The organism is Janibacter anophelis NBRC 107843, from assembly GCF_001570945.1.
Taxonomy (GTDB): domain Bacteria; phylum Actinomycetota; class Actinomycetes; order Actinomycetales; family Dermatophilaceae; genus Janibacter; species Janibacter anophelis.
Genome location: NZ_BCSQ01000009.1, coordinates 1 through 16,739, shown reverse-complemented (window position 1 = coordinate 16,739; position 16,739 = coordinate 1). Strand labels below are relative to the sequence as shown.

Annotated in this window: 20 protein-coding genes; 7 read left to right on the top strand and 13 right to left on the bottom strand. The window is 72.1% G+C overall.

What is annotated here, in order from left to right:
* Window positions 1-11: 11 nt before the first annotated feature.
* From JAN01S_RS03660 to JAN01S_RS03640, 5 genes are all read right to left on the bottom strand, one after another.
* On the bottom strand, window positions 12-1,019 hold the full coding sequence (locus tag JAN01S_RS03660) for an o-succinylbenzoate synthase (protein WP_068313847.1): 1,008 nt from the start codon (window positions 1,017-1,019) through the stop codon (window positions 12-14).
* 7 nt (window positions 1,020-1,026) lie between these two features.
* On the bottom strand, window positions 1,027-1,431 hold the full coding sequence (locus JAN01S_RS03655; protein ID WP_068313844.1) for a VOC family protein: 405 nt from the start codon (window positions 1,429-1,431) through the stop codon (window positions 1,027-1,029).
* 9 nt (window positions 1,432-1,440) lie between these two features.
* On the bottom strand, window positions 1,441-2,433 hold the full coding sequence (locus JAN01S_RS03650; RefSeq protein WP_068313842.1) for a GTP pyrophosphokinase: 993 nt from the start codon (window positions 2,431-2,433) through the stop codon (window positions 1,441-1,443).
* Between the two features lie 39 nt (window positions 2,434-2,472).
* Window positions 2,473-3,303: a hypothetical protein gene (locus tag JAN01S_RS03645; protein WP_157075581.1), complete on the bottom strand. Its 831-nt coding sequence runs from the start codon at window positions 3,301-3,303 to the stop codon at window positions 2,473-2,475.
* A 161-nt stretch (window positions 3,304-3,464) separates the two neighbouring features.
* Window positions 3,465-4,298 carry an oxidoreductase gene (locus JAN01S_RS03640; protein WP_068313836.1) on the bottom strand — a complete coding sequence of 278 codons (834 nt, stop codon included), beginning with the start codon at window positions 4,296-4,298 and terminating at the stop codon, window positions 3,465-3,467.
* Window positions 4,299-4,390: 92 nt separating this feature from the next.
* Between JAN01S_RS03640 and JAN01S_RS03635 the strand changes: the two genes are divergently transcribed.
* Window positions 4,391-5,815: a GntP family permease gene (locus tag JAN01S_RS03635; RefSeq protein WP_068313833.1), complete on the top strand. Its 1,425-nt coding sequence runs from the start codon at window positions 4,391-4,393 to the stop codon at window positions 5,813-5,815.
* Between the two features lie 58 nt (window positions 5,816-5,873).
* Here JAN01S_RS03635 and JAN01S_RS03630 read toward each other — a convergent pair whose 3' ends face one another.
* The gene (locus tag JAN01S_RS03630; protein ID WP_280513171.1) at window positions 5,874-6,299 is read right to left on the bottom strand and encodes a DoxX family protein; all 426 of its coding nucleotides are present in this window, start codon (window positions 6,297-6,299) and stop codon (window positions 5,874-5,876) included.
* A gap of 51 nt (window positions 6,300-6,350) precedes the next feature.
* On the opposite strand from JAN01S_RS03630, the gene JAN01S_RS03625 reads away from it, so the two are divergent.
* The 5 genes from JAN01S_RS03625 (at window position 6,351) to JAN01S_RS03605 (ending at window position 10,005) form a co-directional block, all read left to right on the top strand.
* Window positions 6,351-7,307 (top strand): 1,4-dihydroxy-2-naphthoyl-CoA synthase, encoded by a 957-nt coding sequence (locus JAN01S_RS03625; protein ID WP_068313972.1) that lies wholly within the window; start codon window positions 6,351-6,353, stop codon window positions 7,305-7,307.
* 72 nt (window positions 7,308-7,379) lie between these two features.
* Window positions 7,380-7,622 (top strand): addiction module protein, encoded by a 243-nt coding sequence (locus JAN01S_RS17490; protein ID WP_068313830.1) that lies wholly within the window; start codon window positions 7,380-7,382, stop codon window positions 7,620-7,622.
* Window positions 7,528-7,938, top strand: coding sequence for a type II toxin-antitoxin system RelE/ParE family toxin (locus JAN01S_RS17745; protein ID WP_370670774.1), 411 nt, complete (start codon window positions 7,528-7,530; stop codon window positions 7,936-7,938). Before JAN01S_RS17490 ends, JAN01S_RS17745 begins: the two co-directional genes overlap by 95 nt.
* A gap of 5 nt (window positions 7,939-7,943) precedes the next feature.
* Entirely contained in the window at window positions 7,944-9,092 is a 1,149-nt protein-coding gene (gene menE / locus JAN01S_RS03610) for an o-succinylbenzoate--CoA ligase (protein ID WP_068313824.1), read from the top strand.
* Window positions 9,093-9,114: 22 nt separating this feature from the next.
* Entirely contained in the window at window positions 9,115-10,005 is an 891-nt protein-coding gene (locus JAN01S_RS03605) for a 1,4-dihydroxy-2-naphthoate polyprenyltransferase (RefSeq protein ID WP_068313821.1), read from the top strand.
* Between the two features lie 25 nt (window positions 10,006-10,030).
* On the opposite strand, the gene JAN01S_RS03600 is transcribed toward JAN01S_RS03605, so the two are convergent.
* The 7 genes from JAN01S_RS03600 to rsmI are packed head-to-tail and all read right to left on the bottom strand — an operon-like array spanning window position 10,031 to window position 15,882.
* A complete protein-coding gene (locus JAN01S_RS03600; RefSeq protein ID WP_068313818.1) occupies window positions 10,031-10,336 on the bottom strand; it encodes a DUF4229 domain-containing protein in 306 nt (101 codons plus the stop codon).
* A 10-nt stretch (window positions 10,337-10,346) separates the two neighbouring features.
* The gene (ccsB, locus tag JAN01S_RS03595) at window positions 10,347-11,306 is read right to left on the bottom strand and encodes a c-type cytochrome biogenesis protein CcsB (RefSeq protein ID WP_068313815.1); all 960 of its coding nucleotides are present in this window, start codon (window positions 11,304-11,306) and stop codon (window positions 10,347-10,349) included.
* Window positions 11,303-12,871 (bottom strand): cytochrome c biogenesis protein ResB, encoded by a 1,569-nt coding sequence (gene resB / locus JAN01S_RS03590; RefSeq protein WP_068313812.1) that lies wholly within the window; start codon window positions 12,869-12,871, stop codon window positions 11,303-11,305. The genes ccsB and resB overlap by 4 nt, the downstream gene beginning before the upstream one ends.
* On the bottom strand, window positions 12,871-13,647 hold the full coding sequence (locus tag JAN01S_RS03585) for a cytochrome c biogenesis CcdA family protein (RefSeq protein ID WP_084360005.1): 777 nt from the start codon (window positions 13,645-13,647) through the stop codon (window positions 12,871-12,873). Before JAN01S_RS03585 ends, resB begins: the two co-directional genes overlap by 1 nt.
* The gene (locus JAN01S_RS03580) at window positions 13,647-14,240 is read right to left on the bottom strand and encodes a TlpA family protein disulfide reductase (RefSeq protein ID WP_068313811.1); all 594 of its coding nucleotides are present in this window, start codon (window positions 14,238-14,240) and stop codon (window positions 13,647-13,649) included. Before JAN01S_RS03580 ends, JAN01S_RS03585 begins: the two co-directional genes overlap by 1 nt.
* A 10-nt stretch (window positions 14,241-14,250) precedes the next feature.
* A complete protein-coding gene (locus tag JAN01S_RS03575; RefSeq protein ID WP_084360003.1) occupies window positions 14,251-15,027 on the bottom strand; it encodes a histidine phosphatase family protein in 777 nt (258 codons plus the stop codon).
* An 18-nt stretch (window positions 15,028-15,045) separates the two neighbouring features.
* The gene (gene rsmI, locus JAN01S_RS03570) at window positions 15,046-15,882 is read right to left on the bottom strand and encodes a 16S rRNA (cytidine(1402)-2'-O)-methyltransferase (RefSeq protein WP_068313809.1); all 837 of its coding nucleotides are present in this window, start codon (window positions 15,880-15,882) and stop codon (window positions 15,046-15,048) included.
* A 59-nt stretch (window positions 15,883-15,941) separates the two neighbouring features.
* Here rsmI and JAN01S_RS03565 point away from each other — a divergent pair.
* On the top strand, window positions 15,942-16,739 hold a 798-nt coding region (locus JAN01S_RS03565), incomplete at its 3' end, for a dolichyl-phosphate-mannose--protein mannosyltransferase (protein WP_157075580.1).

Below are 16,739 nucleotides of genomic sequence, written 5' to 3'. Positions count from 1 at the left end.
TGTGGACGAGCTCAGCGGCGAGCCGCCCAGGCGGCGCGGACCCGCTCTCGCCACCACTCCTGCCGCGGCGCCGGCGACGCGTGCCGGTCGAGCAACATCTCGTCGACGCGCACCTCTCGCACGGGCAGCGCTCCGCTGACCGGCACGAGGGGCTCCGTCGTGACATCGGCGGTGAGCAGCGCCCCGGTGCCCAGCCCGCACGCGTGGTCGAGGTCGGGCAGGGCCGCAGCGAGCGCGACCCCGGCCCGCAGGCCGACGGTGGAGTCGATGGCGGAGGAGACGACGGCCGGCAGCCCGCACTCGGCGACCACGTCCAGCGCGCAGGCGACCCCACCGAGCGGCGCGACCTTGACGACGATGACGTCGGCAGCGCGCAGCCGCGCGACCTCGAGCGGGTCCTCCGCCTTGCGGATCGACTCGTCGGCCGCGACCGGGACGTCGACACCCTGGTGCGCCAGGTCGATCCGCAGCCGGGCGAGGTCGCGCACGTCGGCGCACGGCTGCTCCGCGTACTCCAGGTCGAAGGGGGCCAGCGCCGCCAGGATGTCGGCCGCCTGCGTGAGCGACCACCCGCCGTTGGCGTCGACCCGGATGCGCGCGTGCGCTCCCATGACGTCGCGGACGGCGGCGACGCGGTCGATGTCGTCGCGCTCACCCTGACCGCGCTCAGCGACCTTGACCTTGGCCGTCGTGCACCCGTCGTAGCGCGCGAGGACGGCGGGCACGTCCGCCGCGGGGACGGCGGGCACGGTGGCGTTGACCGGGACCTCGCCGCGGACGGGCTCCGGCCACCCCTGCCAGGCGGCCTCGAGCGCGGCGTCCAGCCACCGGGCCGACTCCTGCGGTCCGTACTCGACGAAGGGAGCGAACTCCCCCCACCCGACCGGACCCCGCACGAGCGCCACCTCGCGCTCGGTGACGCCGCGGAACCGGATGCCCAGGGGCAGGGTCACCACCCGCAGCCCCTCGAGCACCTCCTCGACGGTCGCCGGCCCGGACGCCGGTCGCTGCCCGCTCACCGGCCGCTCACCGGTCGCGCGAGGACAGCACGCAGAACTCGTTGCCCTCCGGGTCGGCGAGCACGGTCCACGTGACGTCGTCGTCCTGGCCGACGTCGGCGAGGGTCGCCCCCTTCGCCAGGAGCGCCTCGATCTCGGCGTCACGGTCCTGGTCGATGTGCGGGGCGAGGTCGATGTGCAGGCGGTTCTTCACCGTCTTGCCCTCCGGGACGGGGGCGAAGACGAGGGAGGTGCGCAGCGTCTGCCAGGTCGCGGCGTCGTCGACCGGGTCCTCGGCGTGCTCGGGCGGCACGACATTGCACTCGTACTCGTCCTCGTACCCGATCCGCCAGCCGAGGACGTCGGCCCACCACCGGGCGAGCGCGGCGTGGTCGTGGGCATCGACCGACAGCTGGTACAGGTGCAGGGTCATGTCCCGACGTTAGCCCGTGAAGCGCGCCAGCCTCGCGCGCAGCAGCGGCACCCGGTGGGCATTGCCGTGCAGCCCGACGTAGCGCTCGCGGTAGACCGACAGGAGGGCGTCGTCGAGGCGCCGGACGGCGCCCGGTGGGTAGCGGTAGCCCATGTGGCGGTCGATCTGCGCGATGTCGACCTCACGCAGCACCTCCCGCAGCTCGGAGAGCGAGCCGATGCCCAGCTCGAGCAGCAGCCCGCTGATCCACGCGTAGTGGTCGGTGCGCGACCACCCGGCGTCGGCGAACTGCCCCGCGAGGAAGGCCGCGAGGTCGGTCGCGCTGATCCGCGGGTCGTCATCGGCACCCTCGGCCGGTGAGGTGAGCTCCTCGCGGTGACGGTCGCGGATCGCGGAGAACTGCTGGTCGGCCAGCTCGAGCAGCCCCGCCGCGAGCGTGAACCGTCGGTCGAAGTCGGGAGCGTGCTCGGCCGGCACCGACCCCTTGTAGCGCACGTCGTGCTCGAACTCGGCCCACGCGTGCTGGAGCACGGTGCGGATCTGCACCGACGCCGGACGGTCGGCCGGGATGCCGGCCTCGTCGCGGTCCTCGCCGAGGGCCACGAGCAGGTGCCGGCTCGAGTACCCGAACCTCCCCTCCTGTGCGGTCTCCCGACCCATGTCCCGGTCCTCGCGGACCTCGAGCTGGGAGGAGAGCAGCTGGGCCACCGCGTCGACGTCGGCCAGCACATAGGTCACGACGCGGACGCCGACCTGGTCGGTGATGTCGGTGAGCGGCTTGGGGTGCGCCAACCGGCCGCCCTGGAGCCGTCGGGCGGCCTTGGCGGCGAACGACTCCACCGACTTCGTCCGACCCGTCACCGTGAGGTAGTTGATGCCCGCGTCGTCGAGCAGCCGGGTCACCAGGGCCACGTAGGCGTCGGTGACCTCCTCGAGGCGCTCCCGCTCCTTGGCATAGCGCTGCACGGCCCTGCGTACCCGGGTCGACTGCGTGCTGGCCATGGGGACAGCCTGCCGCAGTCCAACCCCCGAGCGGGGACGTCACCCCTGCTCGTGCCGCCGGGCGAGGTCCCGGTAGTGCATCAGCTCCGTGCGGAACCGACTGACGAGCATGCGCGGGTCCCCGAGGACGTAGACCTCCGGCACCTCCGTCGGCGCCTTGCCGTGGGGCCACTGGGCGCCGCCGATCGTCTCGGCCAGGGTGCGCGACCGGGTCGCCGGCGCGGCCGTCGTGCCGAGGTCGCGCAGCCAGTGGGCGACGGTGAAGGCGGCGCCCTGCCCGACGAGCCCGTTGGCCTTGGCGATGCAGTGCACGATGATCGCCGCCACCTTCTCCGGCTCGAGATCCCGCCAGATGCGCAGCATGCCGGCCTCCTCGGCCGCGACGAGCAGCCGGCGGCAGGCCGTGAGCACCTCGTGGGTGACGACCCACCCGGCGGACGCCCGCTCCAGCTCGTGGTCGACGGCCTCCATGAGCTCCCGCTCGGGGTCGGCCGCCGCCGAGGGGTCGACAGGCGTCGACTCCGGCAACGGCTGCCCGTCCAGGCTCGCAAGTGCCTCCCGGCTGCCCACGACCCGCTCGAGCCAGTGGTCCATCGCCTCGTGCGGGGGGACGCGGACCTCGACCGTCCTCGTGACCGGAGCGGCCGGCAGCCCCCTCCGGTGGTTGAGCTCGAGCGCCGCGCACTCGTACTGGCTGCCGCTGATGGGGTGGCGCGCAGAGTCCACCACCTGCCCGTCGATGAGGACGACCTGGGTGTACTCGCCGAGGTCCCGCGCCGGCCGGCCGTGCTCGTATCCGTACCCGTACCCGTACCCCTCGGGATCCGGCTCGTCGAACCCTTCGGCCCCAGGGTCGTCCTCATGCAGCAAGCCCTCCACCGACCGCAACCATCCGCCTGCCATGTCGTCCTCCCGTCCGGGCCGATCCGGGTGACCGGCCGTGCACCCACCCCATCGGTTGCGGGAGGCCGGCGGGACCCCCTTCGCCCGGCTGTGGACGACGGGGAGCGCGCCGCGGCGGATGTGGACGGTCAGCGGCGGTTGGTGCCGAACATCCGGCCCATCGCCGCGTCCATGACGGGACTCGGCACCACCTTGGTCGCCGCGACCATCGCGCGGGCGGAGGCGGGCACCTGGTAGCGGCTGCGCGGCCGCCGGGAGGTCGCCGCGTGGACGATCGCGTCGACGACGACCCCCACGTCCGCGGCGTCGATGCCGAACATCCGCTCGTGCGCCTTCGCCATCCGGCGCGCCTGTGCCGCATAGGCGCCCGAGCCCGAGTACTCGGCGAGCGAGTCCGCGGCGATGTCGCCGAACTCGGTCCGGATCGCTCCCGGCTCGATGATCGAGACGCGCACGCCGTGCGGCGCCAGCTCCATGCGCATCGCGTCGCTGAGCGCCTCGACCGCGTACTTGCTCGCGTGGTACCAGCCGCCGAGCGGCTCGCTGACGTGTCCGGCGACCGAGGCGATGTTGACGATCCGCCCGGACCCCGCCTCGCGCATGTGCGGCAGCACGAGCTGGCTCATCCGGGCCAGGCCGAGGACATTGACCTCCAGCTGGCGGCGGGCGACGTCGATCGGCACGTCCTCGACGGCCCCGAAGACCGAGTACCCCGCGTTGTTGACGAGCACGTCGATCCGGCCGTGCTCGGCCACGACGTCCTCGATGAGGGCGACCATCGACGCGTCGTCGGCGACGTCGACGACGTGGGGGGTCACCCCCTTCGCCCGGAGGGTCTCGAGGCGGTCGAGCCGACGCGCGGCACCGACGACGGTCCACCCCTCCCGCGCGAGCGCGACGGCGGCGGCCTCGCCGATGCCGGAGGAGGCACCGGTGACCAGGGCGACGTGGTGGTCGGTCATGCGTCCATCACACGCGAAGGGGGCCGCCACCGCCACACCGCGACCGCACCCCGCACTGTGACGACGGTCACCGCGGCGTAGGGTCGGGTGTCGTGGACATCGCCCTGACCCTCATCGCGATCGCCGTCGCGATCCTGCTCATCATCCGCTTCAAGGTCGACCCGGTGATCTCGCTGATCATCTCCTCGATCTTCCTCGGCCTCTCCACGGGGGTGGGCCTGGAGGAGACGGTCAAGCAGATCACCACGGGCTTCGGCGAGATCATGGGCGAGGTCGGCCTGCTCATCGGCTTCGGCGTGCTCATCGGCTCGCTGCTGCAGGCGACCGGCACCTTCCGCGCGCTCGTCGAGATCATCGCCCGCCGGGTCGGCGGCAAGCTGCCGTACGCGATGACCGCTGCGCTGTCGACGATCTTCCCGTCGATCTACGTCGACGTGCAGGTCGTGCTCGCCTCCCCCATGGCCCGCCAGGCGGCGCCGGTCGTCGACCGCAAGCGTGGCCTGCCGCTGCTCGCCGGCGCGATCGGCATCGGCATCTTCGCCGGCTACGTCTTCGTCGTGCCGGGCCTGGCCGCCGTCGCGGTCGCCGGCCTGCTCGAGGTCTCGCTCGGCCGGTACCTCGTCTTCGGTGTCCCGATCGGCCTGGCGACCGCGCTGCTCACGACCCTCGCCTTCCGCGGGCTGCTGCGCGCCGGGCTGTGGGACGCGGACACCGACATCGACCCCGACGAGGAGGAGCACCCGGAGCACCCCGGCCACGCCGCCTACCTCGCCCGCGCGGACGCCGAGGCGGGCATGGTCCCGGCCGGCACGGCCGACGCCGACCTCGACGACCCCGACGAGGTGCCGGAGCGCGCCCTTCGCCTCCCGCTCCTGCTGCGCCTGGCGCCCATCCTCGTGCCGCTCGTGCTCATCGCCTTCGGCGCCTTCATGGACCTCTTCGAGCGGAGCAACTCCGTCATCGCCTTCATCGGTGACGCCAACATCGCGCTCTTCGTCGGCCTGCTCATCGCCTTCGTCATCGGCCGCGCGACCCTCGGCACCGAGGGCACGGAGGGCGCGCTGTCGAGCGGGTTCCGCACCACCGGCGAGATCCTGCTCATCACCGGCATCGGTGGCTCGCTCGGCGCGGTCATCACCGCGACCGGCCTCGGCGACACGCTCAAGGGCCTGTTCTCCGCGGACGCCGGCGCGCCCGTCCTCGTCAGCGTCCTGCTCGCGTGGTTCATCGCGGCGCTGCTGCACTTCGCCATCGGGTCGGTGTCGGTCGGCGCCATCACGGCCGCCGGCATCATCGGGCCGGTCGTCGCGTCCACCGGTGTCGACCCGGTCGTCATCGGCCTGGCGATCGCCTCCGGCGCGATGTTCGCGCTGCACGTCAACAGCAACTTCTTCTGGATGTTCAAGAGCCTGCTCGGGCTGTCGACCAAGGGCGCGCTCAAGACCCTGACCCTGGCGACCTCGCTCGGGGCGGTCGTGTCGCTACCCATGGTGCTGGTCCTCGGGCTGGTCGCCTGACGCGAGGAGCCCCCTTCGTCACGATGACGAAGGGGGCTCCCGACCGGGTGCGCGAGGATCAGACGGCGACGCGCTCGCGCTCCGGGGCGTCGACCGGCGCGGCCGACGTGGCCGCACGGCGGCCGGCGACGAGCGCATCGAGCGACCAGGCGCCGGGACCGGCGATGGCCAGCGCCGCGGTCACCCCGGCGAGCAGCAGCACGAGCTCGTAGCCGCCCTCGGCGACGAAGAAGCCCGCCGACAGGTGGACGATGACGAGCGCGCCGAGCATGACGAGCCCGTAGACCGCGCCGACGATGCGGGTGCCGAGGCCGAGGAGGAGCAGGGCGCCACCCACGAGCTCGACGACGAGGGTGAGGGGGCCGGCGATGCCCGCGAGCGGCACGCCCATACCGGCGAACATCTCACCGACCCCGCCGAAGCCGGCGGCCGTGAGCTTCTGCCAGCCGTGGAGGAACATGGTCAGGCCCGTGACGATCCGCAGGATCAGCAGGGCGGCCTCGTGGCCAACTCGACGGTCAGTAGGCTCGCCACCGTGAGCGCACTGGACAACGTCAGCGAGACCTTCGACCCGCAGGCCTGGGAGGTGGTGCCGGGCTTCGAGGACCTGACCGACCTCACCTACCACCGGGCCAAGGACGTCGGCTGCGTGCGCATCGCCTTCGACCGGCCCGAGATCCTCAACGCCTTCCGGCCGCACACGGTCGACGAGCTCCACCGCACGCTGGACCACGCCCGCCGCACCCCGGACGTCGGCGTCGTCCTGCTCACCGGCAACGGTCCGACGCCCCGTGAGGGCAGCAGCGCGACGACCGAGGGGTGGGCCTTCTGCACCGGCGGCGACCAGCGCATCCGCGGCCGCTCCGGCTACCAGTACGCGGCCGACCCCACCGGCGACGACTCCGCGGAGGGCATCGACGAGCGTCGGGTCAAGGCCGAAGGGGGGCGCCTGCACATCCTCGAGGTCCAGCGCCTCATCCGCACGATGCCCAAGGTCGTCATCGCCCTCGTGGGAGGGTGGGCCGCCGGTGGCGGGCACTCGCTGCACGTCGTGTGCGACATGACGCTCGCCAGCCAGCACGCGCGGTTCAAGCAGACCGATGCCGACGTGGGCTCCTTCGACGGCGGGTACGGCAGCGCCTACCTGGCCAAGATGGTCGGGCAGAAGCGCGCCCGCGAGATCTTCTTCCTCGGTCGCGCCTACACGGGCCAGGAGATGTACGAGATGGGTGCGGTCAACGCGGTCGTCGACCACGCCGAGCTGGAGGTCGAGGCGCTGCGAATGGCCCGCGAGATCATGGCCAAGTCCCCCACGGCGATCCGGATGCTCAAGTTCGCCTTCAATCTCAGCGACGACGGGCTGATGGGCCAGCAGGTCTTCGCCGGTGAGGCCACGCGCCTGGCCTACATGACCGATGAGGCCGTCGAGGGGCGCGACCAGTTCCTCGAGAAGCGGGACCCGGACTGGTCGCCCTTCCCCTGGTACTTCTGAGCCGAGGGCGCCGCCCGGAGCCTGTGGACAGGACCCAGCGGACCGGGGAGACCGCGGCGTAAACTCACAGACATGGCCCTGAGCGAGTCGGAGTTCTACAAGGCCGGGATGTCGCTGCCTCCTGGTGTGCGCCGAGACGTCGCTCTCAGACTCCTCGAGTCCCTCGACCTCGAAGATGGCGACGCCGCAGCCGAAACCTGGTTGGAGACCGAGGTGGTGGCTGCATACGACGCACTCGAGGCGGACCCCACCCGCGCGATCCCAGCCGACGCGGTACGCGCCCACTTCACCCGTAGGTGGGCTGCCCGTTCATGACGGGCAAGATCGCCTTTCTCCCGAAGCTCTCCGGCAGCTCGACGATCTGGGCACGTGGATCGGCGACGCCGTCGGTTCGAGGGATGCCGAGAGGTTCATCCACAACTTGCTGGATCACATCGATCGCATCCTGATGTTCCCGCGTGCCGGCAGGCCGCGCCCCGACCTTCGCCCCGGGCTCAGGACCACCACGCACCAGAAGGGGACACTCATCGCCTACGTCGTCGACGATTCCCGAACCGACACGCTCGTGACTGTCCTGGGTGTGTTCCATGGTGGTCAGGACTGGGAGACCGCCCTTCGAGAGGAAGACTGACCACCGTGCCGATCACCCCGCTCCCCCTCCCTGCAGGTCCCGAGGTCCTGGAGTCCCTCCCTTCGCTCGAGCGTGCCCTGACCGGCACCGCGCCGATCCATCCGCACGCCCCGGACACCACCCCACAGCTCCGCGACGGTGACCTCCCCGCCGACCTCGCCGTCGCCATCGCGACCTCCGGCTCGACCGGCACGCCCAAGCTCTCCCTGCTGACCGCGGCCAACCTCATCGCGAGCGCCGACGCGACCGCCGAGCGGCTCGGCGGCCACGGGCAGTGGCTGCTCGCTCTGCCGCCGCACCACATCGCGGGGCTGCAGGTGCTGCTGCGCAGCATCGCCGCCGGCACGACGCCGGTGGTCCTCGATCCGGGCGGCATCACCGCCTTCGCGCTCGTCGAGGCCACCGCCGGCATGCACGCCGAGCGCCGCTACACCTCGCTCGTGCCGACCCTGCTCGCCCGGCTCGTCGACGACCCGCTCGGGTTGGAGGCGCTGCGGCGCTTCGACGCGATCCTCGTGGGCGGGGCTGCCACTCCCACAACGCTGCTCGACCGCGCCCGGTCCGAGGGCGTGCGCGTCGTCACGACCTATGGCATGTCCGAGACCGGCGGCGGCTGCGTCTACAACGGCAAGCCCCTCACGGGCGTCGCGGCGCGCACCGGCGCCGACGGCGTCCTCGAGCTCGGCGGCCCGGTCGTCGCGCACGGTTACCTCGGTCTGGCGAGCGATGCCTTCCGGACCGAAGGGGGACAGCGCTGGTTCCGCACCGGCGACCTCGGGTCGGTGGACGGTGACGGGCGCGTCCACGTCACCGGTCGCGCCGACGACGTCATCAACACCGGTGGGCTCAAGATCGCGCCCCGCATCGTCGAAGAGGCTGTCCTCGCGCACGTCCCGGCCGTGACAGAAGCCGTCGTCGTCGGGGTCCCCGACCCGCAGTGGGGGCAGACGGTCGCGCTCGCCGCGGTCACCTCCCCCGGCGGGCCGCCTCCAGGCCCCGTCCCCGACGCCGGCGTCGCCGAGATCCGCGACCTGCTGCGCCCCCACCTCGAGCCGGCCGCGCTGCCCCGCCGGGTCCACGTGCTCGCCGAGCTGCCGATGCGCGGACCGGGCAAACCGGACCGCACCGCCGTGGCGCGTCTGCTCGGCGGCTGATGGCCTCGTAAGATCGCCCATCGTGGCCACCATCAAGCAGTGGGTCGCCGGCGCGCGCCCACGGACCCTCCCCGCAGCGATCGCCCCCGTCATCGTCGGCACCGCAGCCGCCGCGGCCAACCGTGACCTCGAGGAGGGGACGAAGGGGGCCAACCTCGGCCTCGCCCTGCTCGCCCTCATCGTCGCGTGCGCCCTTCAGGTCGGCGTCAACTACGCCAATGACTACAGCGACGGCATCCGCGGCACCGACGAGGAGCGGGTCGGCCCGGTGCGGCTCGTCGGTCAGCGCCTGGCCAACCCCGGCAACGTCAAGATCGCGGCCTTCACCTTCTTCGGGATCGGGGCCTTCGCCGGATTCGCGCTCGTGGCCCTGAGCCAGGCGTGGATCCTGCTGCCGATCGGCGCCTTGGCGATCGTCGCCGCGTGGCGCTACACCGGCGGCGACAACCCCTACGGCTACCGGGGCCTCGGCGAGGTCTACGTCTTCATCTTCTTCGGCCTCGTCGCGACGCTCGGCACCCAGTACACGCAGATCGGCTCGATCACCGCGGTCGGCGTGCTCGGTGCCATCGCCGTCGGCGCCCTCGCGAGCGCGATCCTCGTCGCCAACAACCTGCGCGACATCCCGACCGACTCGGTCACCGGCAAGACGACCCTGGCGGTGCGGCTCGGTGACGCGCGCACCCGCCAGCTCTACGTGGGTCTCTTCGTCGTCGCGATCGTGTGCACCCTGCTCATGGCGATCTGGCGGCCCTGGGCCCCCATCGCGATCATCGGGCTGGTCATCGCCTGGCCCGGCATCCAAGCCGTGCGCGGCGGTGCCACCGGCAAGGCACTCATCCCGGCCCTGGCCCTCACCGGCTTCGCCGAGGTGATGTGGGCGGTCTGGCTCTTCGCGCCGCTCGCGCGCTGAGCGTCCTGGGCTGGGGGCAGGGACCTCAGCGGAAGGTCTCGGGCTCCTCGGGCTCCGACCGCTCGGCCCGGTCGCGCGCAGCGTCCTCGACGGCCTCGTCGGTGTCGGTGCGCTCGGAGCGGGCCGTGGCCTTGGCCGCCTGACGGTCCTGGATCTGCCGGACCATCTCGGCACGGAAGGGCTTGAGCACGATCGCCGAGATGATCATCGACAGCAGCGCGGCGCCGACGACGAGCCAGGGCAGCTCGGTGGGCTCGCGCAGGCCGATGAGCCACAGCAGCGCGAGGCAGCCGAAGAAGATGAGCATGCGGAGCAGGGTGTAGCGGACCAACGTCAGAGCCTCACTGCGCGTAGCTGTGCTGGCCGATGAAGTAGAAGTTCACGACCGTGTAGTTGATGACGATGCACGCGAAGCCGGCGATGGCGATCCAGTTCGCGGTGCGGCGCGAGGTGTTCTTCGTCGCGCGGGCGTGCAGGTAGGCGGCGTAGACGGTCCAGATGACGAAGGTCCACACCTCCTTGGGGTCCCAGTTCCAGTAGGCACCCCACGCCTCGCGGGCCCAGATGGCGCCGGCGATGAGCGTGAAGGTCCACAGGGGGAAGCCGATGATGTGCAGCGAGTAGGAGAACTTCTCCAGCGCCGACGCCTCGGGGAGCTTGCGCCAGAAGCGCTCGCTGCCGACGCCGCGGTCGCTCATGAGGTACAGCGCGCTGACGATGGCGCCGACGACGAAGATCCCGACGGACAGCGTCGCCACGGTGACGTGGATCGGCAGCCAGTAGGACTTCAGCGACGGGACGACCTCGTCGGCCTCGACGTACCAGGCGGTCGAGGCGACCATGAGCAGCAGCACGACGAAGGCGGTGACGAAGACCCCGAGCCACCGCACGTCACGCCGCAGCCCGGCGACCGAGTAGACCGCCATGGCGAAGAAGGCGCCCGCGACGCTGAACTCGAAGAGGTTGCCCAGCGGGAAGCGCTCGACCGCGAACCCGCGCAGGGCGAAGGAGGCGAGCAGCAGCGCGGCACCCAGCCACGACAGCGAGCCGGCGATCCCGGCGGCCTTGCGCGCCTTGAGCGGCGTCTCCGCGGCGACCACGGACGAAGGGGGGTCCTCCCCCTTCGCCTCGCCGGCACCGACGGTCGCGGGGACCTTGGCGTCGGCGCGCACCTCGGCGGCCTCGCGCACGGGCACGGCCTGCGCGAGGTAGAGGGCGTAGCAGAGCATCGCCACGGTGATCACCAGCGCGGCCGAGGCCAGCGCGTAGTTGGCGTACTGGGCCAGGATCTCGTTCGTCATGATGTCCTCGATTGTCCCACGAGCTCGTCGCGGATCTCCCGGACGATCTCGGGCAGGCGCTCGTCATCGTCCTTGCTCATGCCGCCGACGTCGACGCGCACGACGTCGCCGTCCTGCACGAGGCGCACGAAGACGCGGCGGCGCTTGATGGTCAGGGTGGCGATGAGCCCGGCGAGCGCGGCCAGCGCAGACCAGAGCGTCAGGCCCTTGCCGGGGTCGTGCCGCACGGAGAACCCGGCGAAACGCTCCACGCCGTCGAAGGAGATCGTCCCCTTGCCGTCGGGCAGCTCGGCGCTCTCCCCGGGGGTCAGCCACAGCCGCAGCTGGTCGGTGCCCTCGGCGTTGTTGACCGCCTCCATCGACGCGGTGTCGAGGGTGAAGACCGACTGCGGACGCCCGTCGGGGAAGAGCTCGCCGGTGTACATGCTCATCGCGAGCGCCGGGCTCTTGGTGTCGGGGAAGACCGAGACCGGGCCCAGCTCGGGGTCGATGTAGGCGGTGGGCAGGAAGAGTCCGACGAAGCCGAACTGCTCGGGCGAGGCGGCCCCGACCTTGACCGCGCCGGTGGAGCGGTAGTTGCCGTCCTGCGCGAGGAAGGGGGTGGCCCCCTGGTAGAGCACCTTGCCGTCGTCGTCCTTGACCGTGACGACGGGGGCATAGCCGTTGCCGAGGAGGAAGACGGTGGCCCCGTCCATCTCGAGCGGGTGGTTGACCTTGACGCTGTCGGTGAAGGTGCTGCCGTCCGCCTCGGTGACGTTGACGTGCGCCTCGAAGTCGCGCGGCTGGCCGAAGGTCTGGGCGGTGGGCTCGCGGTCGTTGAAGTCCGCGGTCATCTCCTCGACCTCGACGGCGAAGGGGGAGAGCGAGGACTCGTCGACGAAGGGCCCGGGGGCGAAGGTGTCGTAGCGGGTCACCGTCGAGACGAAGGAGTCGCCGGAGGGGACGACGACGTCGGCCTTCCACCCCCACAGGTGGCCGACGGCGACACCGATGATCAGCGTGACGAGAGCGGTGTGGAAGACGAGGTTGCCGGTCTCCTTGCCGTAGCCGCGCTCGGCGGAGACGGAGCCCTCGTCGTGGCTGGCGACCCGGAAGCGCCTCTTGCGCAGCACCGCCGTCGCGGCCTCGCGCACCTGCGCCAGGTCACCCTCGACCTCGCCGTCGGCGTGGGCCTCGAGCCGCGCGAGCCGCTTGGGCGCGCGAGGGGGCTTGCTGCGCAACGCCTTCCAGTGCACGGCGGTGCGCGGCAGGATGCAGCCGATGAGGGAGATGAAGAGCAGCAGGTAGATCGCCGAGAACCACGGCGAGGAGTAGACGTCGAAGGCCCCGAGCCGGTCGAGCCACGGCCCGGTCGTCTCGTGCCGCGCGAGCCAGGCGTCGGTCTGGGCCGGGTCGATGCTGCGCTGCGGGAAGACCGAGCCGGGGACGGCACCGATGGCCAGCAGCAGGAGGAGGAAGAGCGCGGTGCGCATGCTCGTCAGCTGCCGCCAGCCCCACCGCAGGTAGCCGACGACACCCAGCCTGGGCTGGGTGACCTCGCGCTCGGGTCGGGTCCGCGTGGCCATCAGATGAGCACCTCCGTGTCGCTGATCAGGTGGATCTGCAGCCACTGGGTCAGCGCGTCCCAGCCGCCGGTGAGCAGCAGCAGCCCGACGACGAGCAGCAGCACGGCCCCGACGACCTGGATGGCGCGCTGGCGGCGGCGCAGCCACGCCGAGACCGGCGCCCACCGCTCGTAGGCGGCGGCGATGAGCAGGAAGGGCAGCCCGAGCCCGAGGCAGTAGGCGACGGCGAGCACGACGGCCCGGGTCGTCGACGCGTCACCGGCGAGGTTGAGCGTGAGCACCGCAGCGAGCGTCGGGCCCATGCACGGCGCCCAGCCCAGACCGAAGACCGCCCCGAGCACCGGTGCGCCCGCGAGCCCGGTCGCCGGCTTGATCGGCAGGCGGATGGTGCGCTGCGACCCGGCGCCGAGGAAGACGAAGGCCATGAGGATGACGAGCACCCCACCGAGGCGCATGAGCAGCTCGCGGTGGTCGACGAGGGCCCGACCAGCGGTGGCGACGAACATCGACGCGAGGACGAAGACGGCGCTGAAACCGAGGATGAACAGCAGCGTCCCGAGGACCATCCGGCCGCGGCTGCGCTGCTCCAGCGCGACGTCGGACAGCCCCGTGACGTAGCCGAGATAGCCGGGCACGAGCGGCAGCACGCAGGGCGTGGCGAAGGAGACCAGGCCCGCCAGCGCGGCGACGAGCACCGCGAGCGGCAGGGCACCGTCGGTCACCTGGTCGCTCAGCGAAGTGGGCACCGCGGCGAGCGCGGGCAGGACAGCGGTCATCAGGCCGACTCGGCCAGGGTGTCCTCGACGACGCCGACGAGGGTGGAGGTGGTGACGGGACCGAGGACGACCGCGGCGATCCGACCCTCACGGTCGAGGACCGCGGTCGAGGGCTGGGTGGTCATCTTGCCCTGCATGTCGATCGCGCTCTGGCCGGACTTGTCGTAGACGGAGGGCCAGACGAAGCCCCACTCCTCCCCCTGCGCCCGCCCGGTCTCCTTGGAGGACTCGCGGTAGTTGATGCCGACGAAGGCGACGTCCGGCCCCTTCGTCTCCTCGTGGGCCTCGACGAGGTGCGGGGCCTCCTTGGCGCACGGGCCGCACCAGCTGGCCCAGAGGTTGACGACGACGACCTTGCCGCGCTCGTCGGCGCTGTCCCACGTCTTGCCCTGGATGGTCTCGCCGGCGAGCTCGACGGGCGCGCCGCGCTCGGCCGGCTCGAAGAGGGTCATCGACCCGTCGCCGTTGCGCGAGCCGACCTCCTTCGCGGCCTTCTCCGCGGCGGACTCACCGCAGGCGGCGAGGGTCCCGGCGAGGACGAGGGCGCTCGCCGAGGCGAGCAGGGTGCGGCGGGTGGGGCGGACGGTCTTCATCGAAGGGGGATCAGGCTCCGGGGATCGACGCGGCGTGCGCGTACAGGTGTGCAGCGGGCTCGCTGTAGGTGACATCGGTGACCTCGTCCCCGGTGAAGGTCACCGAGGTGAGGGAGGCCAGGTTGCACGCCCGCTTGCGCGGGTCGTGCCAGAGGGGACGCTCCTGCAGGACGCTGCGGATGGTCCAGATCGGCAGCTGGTGGCTGACGATGAGCGCCTCGTGGCCGCGCGCGTGGTCGCGGGCGTCCTCGATGGCGGCCATCATCCGCTTGCCGATGGCGCGGTAGGGCTCGCCCCAGGTGGGCTTCGTCGGGTCGCGCAGCCACCACCAGCGGCGGGGGTCGAGCAGCAGCCGCTTGCGGAACCGGCGCCCCTCGAACTTGTTGCCCGCCTCGATGACGCGCGGGTCGACGACGGCGGTCAGGCCGTGCCGCTCCAGGGTGGGCGCGGCGGTCTCGGCGGTGCGCTCGAGCGGGCTGTGCACGACGAGCGCCAGGTCGGCGTCGGCGAGGTGGCCGGCGACGACCTCGGCCATCTCGCGGCCGAGGTCGGACAGGTGGTAGTCGGGCAGGCGGCCGTAGAGGATCTTGTGGGGGTTGTCGACCTCGCCATGGCGCAACAGGTGGACGACGGTGCGCTCGGACCCGGGGCGGACGCCGTGCTCGGCGTGGGCCTCACGGGCACCGGCGGCGGCTTCGCCAGCAGCGCCGGCGGCCTCTGCGGCGGTCTCGCGGGTCTCGGTGTCGATGGGCAGGTCGGTGCCGGAGTCGGGCATCGGCTCGGTCATGGCCGGGATTGTCCCACCTCAGTCTGAGAGGGACCTGCGGTGGGCCACGACGGCGTCGTAGAGCGCCTTCTTGCCGTGGCCGGTGCTCAGGCCCACGGCCGCGCACACGTCCTTGAGCCGGGCGCCACGGTCCTTGCGGGCAAGCACCTCCGCGACGGCGTCCTCGAGCGAGACGCTACGCTCCTCGGCGCCCCCGACGACGATCGTGATCTCCCCCTTCACCCCCGCGGCCGCCCACTCGGCGAGCTCGGCGAGGCCACCGCGGCGCACCTCCTCCCAGGTCTTGGTCAGCTCGCGGCAGACCGCGGCCGGGCGGTCGGGGCCGAGGACCTGCGCCATGGCCTCCAGCGAGGCCGCGATGCGGTGGGGCGCCTCGAAGAAGACCATCGTGCGCCGCTCGGCGGCGACCTCCTCGAGGACGCTGCGCCGCTCCCCCGCCTTGCGCGGGAGGAACCCCTCGAAGCAGAAGCGGTCGACCGGCAGCCCCGAGACCGCGAGCGCCATGAGGACCGCACTCGGCCCGGGTACGCAGGTGACGGGCTGGTCGGCGTCGATGCACGCCCGCACGAAGCGGTAGCCCGGGTCCGAGACCGAGGGCATCCCCGCGTCGGTGACGAGGACGACCCGCTGGCCCTCGCGGACCGACTCGAGCAGGTCCGCGGTGCGCGAGGCCTCGTTGTGCTCGTGGTAGCTGACGACCCGCTCGGGCAGCTCGACCCCGAGCCGGCCGGCGAGCGCCCGCAGGCGTCGGGTGTCCTCCGCGGCGACGACGTCGGCCCCCGCGAGCTCCTCCCGCAGGCGCGGGCTGGCGTCCCGGGGGTCACCGATGGGTGTGGCGGCGAGGACGAGTGGCATGGCGCCATCATCCCAGCAGGACCCGTCACCTCCCCATCCCCTCGCCTACGATGGCGCGCATGGACCGGGGGACACAGCTGCGTGAGCGCCTGCTCGGCTTCCGACCCACCGACGCCCTGTGGGGCTGGCTCGGCCCGATCCTCTTCGCCGTCATCGGTGGTGGGCTGCGCTTCTGGTCCCTCGACCGCCCGCACCAGCTGGTCTTCGACGAGACCTACTACGTCAAGCAGGGCGTCTCGATGCTCGACCACGGCGTCGAGATGCGGTGGAACGGCGACGGCGAGGAGGTCGACCCGCTCTTCACCCAGGGCACGACCGCGGTCTTCAACACCACGGACGGCGACATGGTCGTCCACCCGCCGGTCGGCAAGTGGATCATCGCCTTCGGCGAGTGGGTCTTCGGGTCGACGTCGAGCTTCGGCTGGCGCTTCTCGGTCGCGCTGCTCGGCACGTTGTCGATCCTCATGGTCGGGCGGATCGCCCGGCGCCTCTTCGGGTCGAACTGGCTGGGCGCGATCGCCGCCTTCCTCATGGCCTTCGAGGGACACCACTTCGTCCACTCCCGCACCGGCCTGCTCGACATCATCCTGATGTTCTTCGCGATCGCGGCCTTCGGCGCGCTGCTCATCGACCGGGACTGGTCACGAGCACGCTTGGCGGACAAGGCCGCCGGCCTGCCGACGAGCTTCGCGACCGGGCCGATGATGTGGTGGCGTCCGTGGCGCCTGGTCGCCGCGCTCTCCCTCGGTCTGGCCTGCGGCACCAAGTGGTCCGGGCTGTACTTCTTCGCCGCCTTCGGCCTCATGACGGTCTTCTGGGACATCGGAGCGCGAAGGGCGGCGGGCGCCCGCCACTGG

Coding starts and splice junctions, on each gene's coding strand:
- JAN01S_RS03655 (WP_068313844.1), bottom strand. CDS start 1,431: ATGACCCTGCACCTGTACCAGCTGTCGGTCGATGCCCACGACCACGCC.
- JAN01S_RS03650 (WP_068313842.1), bottom strand. CDS start 2,433: ATGGCCAGCACGCAGTCGACCCGGGTACGCAGGGCCGTGCAGCGCTAT.
- JAN01S_RS03640 (WP_068313836.1), bottom strand. CDS start 4,298: ATGACCGACCACCACGTCGCCCTGGTCACCGGTGCCTCCTCCGGCATC.
- JAN01S_RS17490 (WP_068313830.1), top strand. CDS start 7,380: ATGGCCCTGAGCGAGTCGGAGTTCTACAAGGCCGGGATGTCGCTGCCT.
- ccsB (WP_068313815.1), bottom strand. CDS start 11,306: ATGACGAACGAGATCCTGGCCCAGTACGCCAACTACGCGCTGGCCTCG.
- resB (WP_068313812.1), bottom strand. CDS start 12,871: ATGGCCACGCGGACCCGACCCGAGCGCGAGGTCACCCAGCCCAGGCTG.
- JAN01S_RS03585 (WP_084360005.1), bottom strand. CDS start 13,647: ATGACCGCTGTCCTGCCCGCGCTCGCCGCGGTGCCCACTTCGCTGAGC.
- JAN01S_RS03580 (WP_068313811.1), bottom strand. CDS start 14,240: ATGAAGACCGTCCGCCCCACCCGCCGCACCCTGCTCGCCTCGGCGAGC.
- JAN01S_RS03575 (WP_084360003.1), bottom strand. CDS start 15,027: ATGACCGAGCCGATGCCCGACTCCGGCACCGACCTGCCCATCGACACC.
- rsmI (WP_068313809.1), bottom strand. CDS start 15,882: ATGCCACTCGTCCTCGCCGCCACACCCATCGGTGACCCCCGGGACGCC.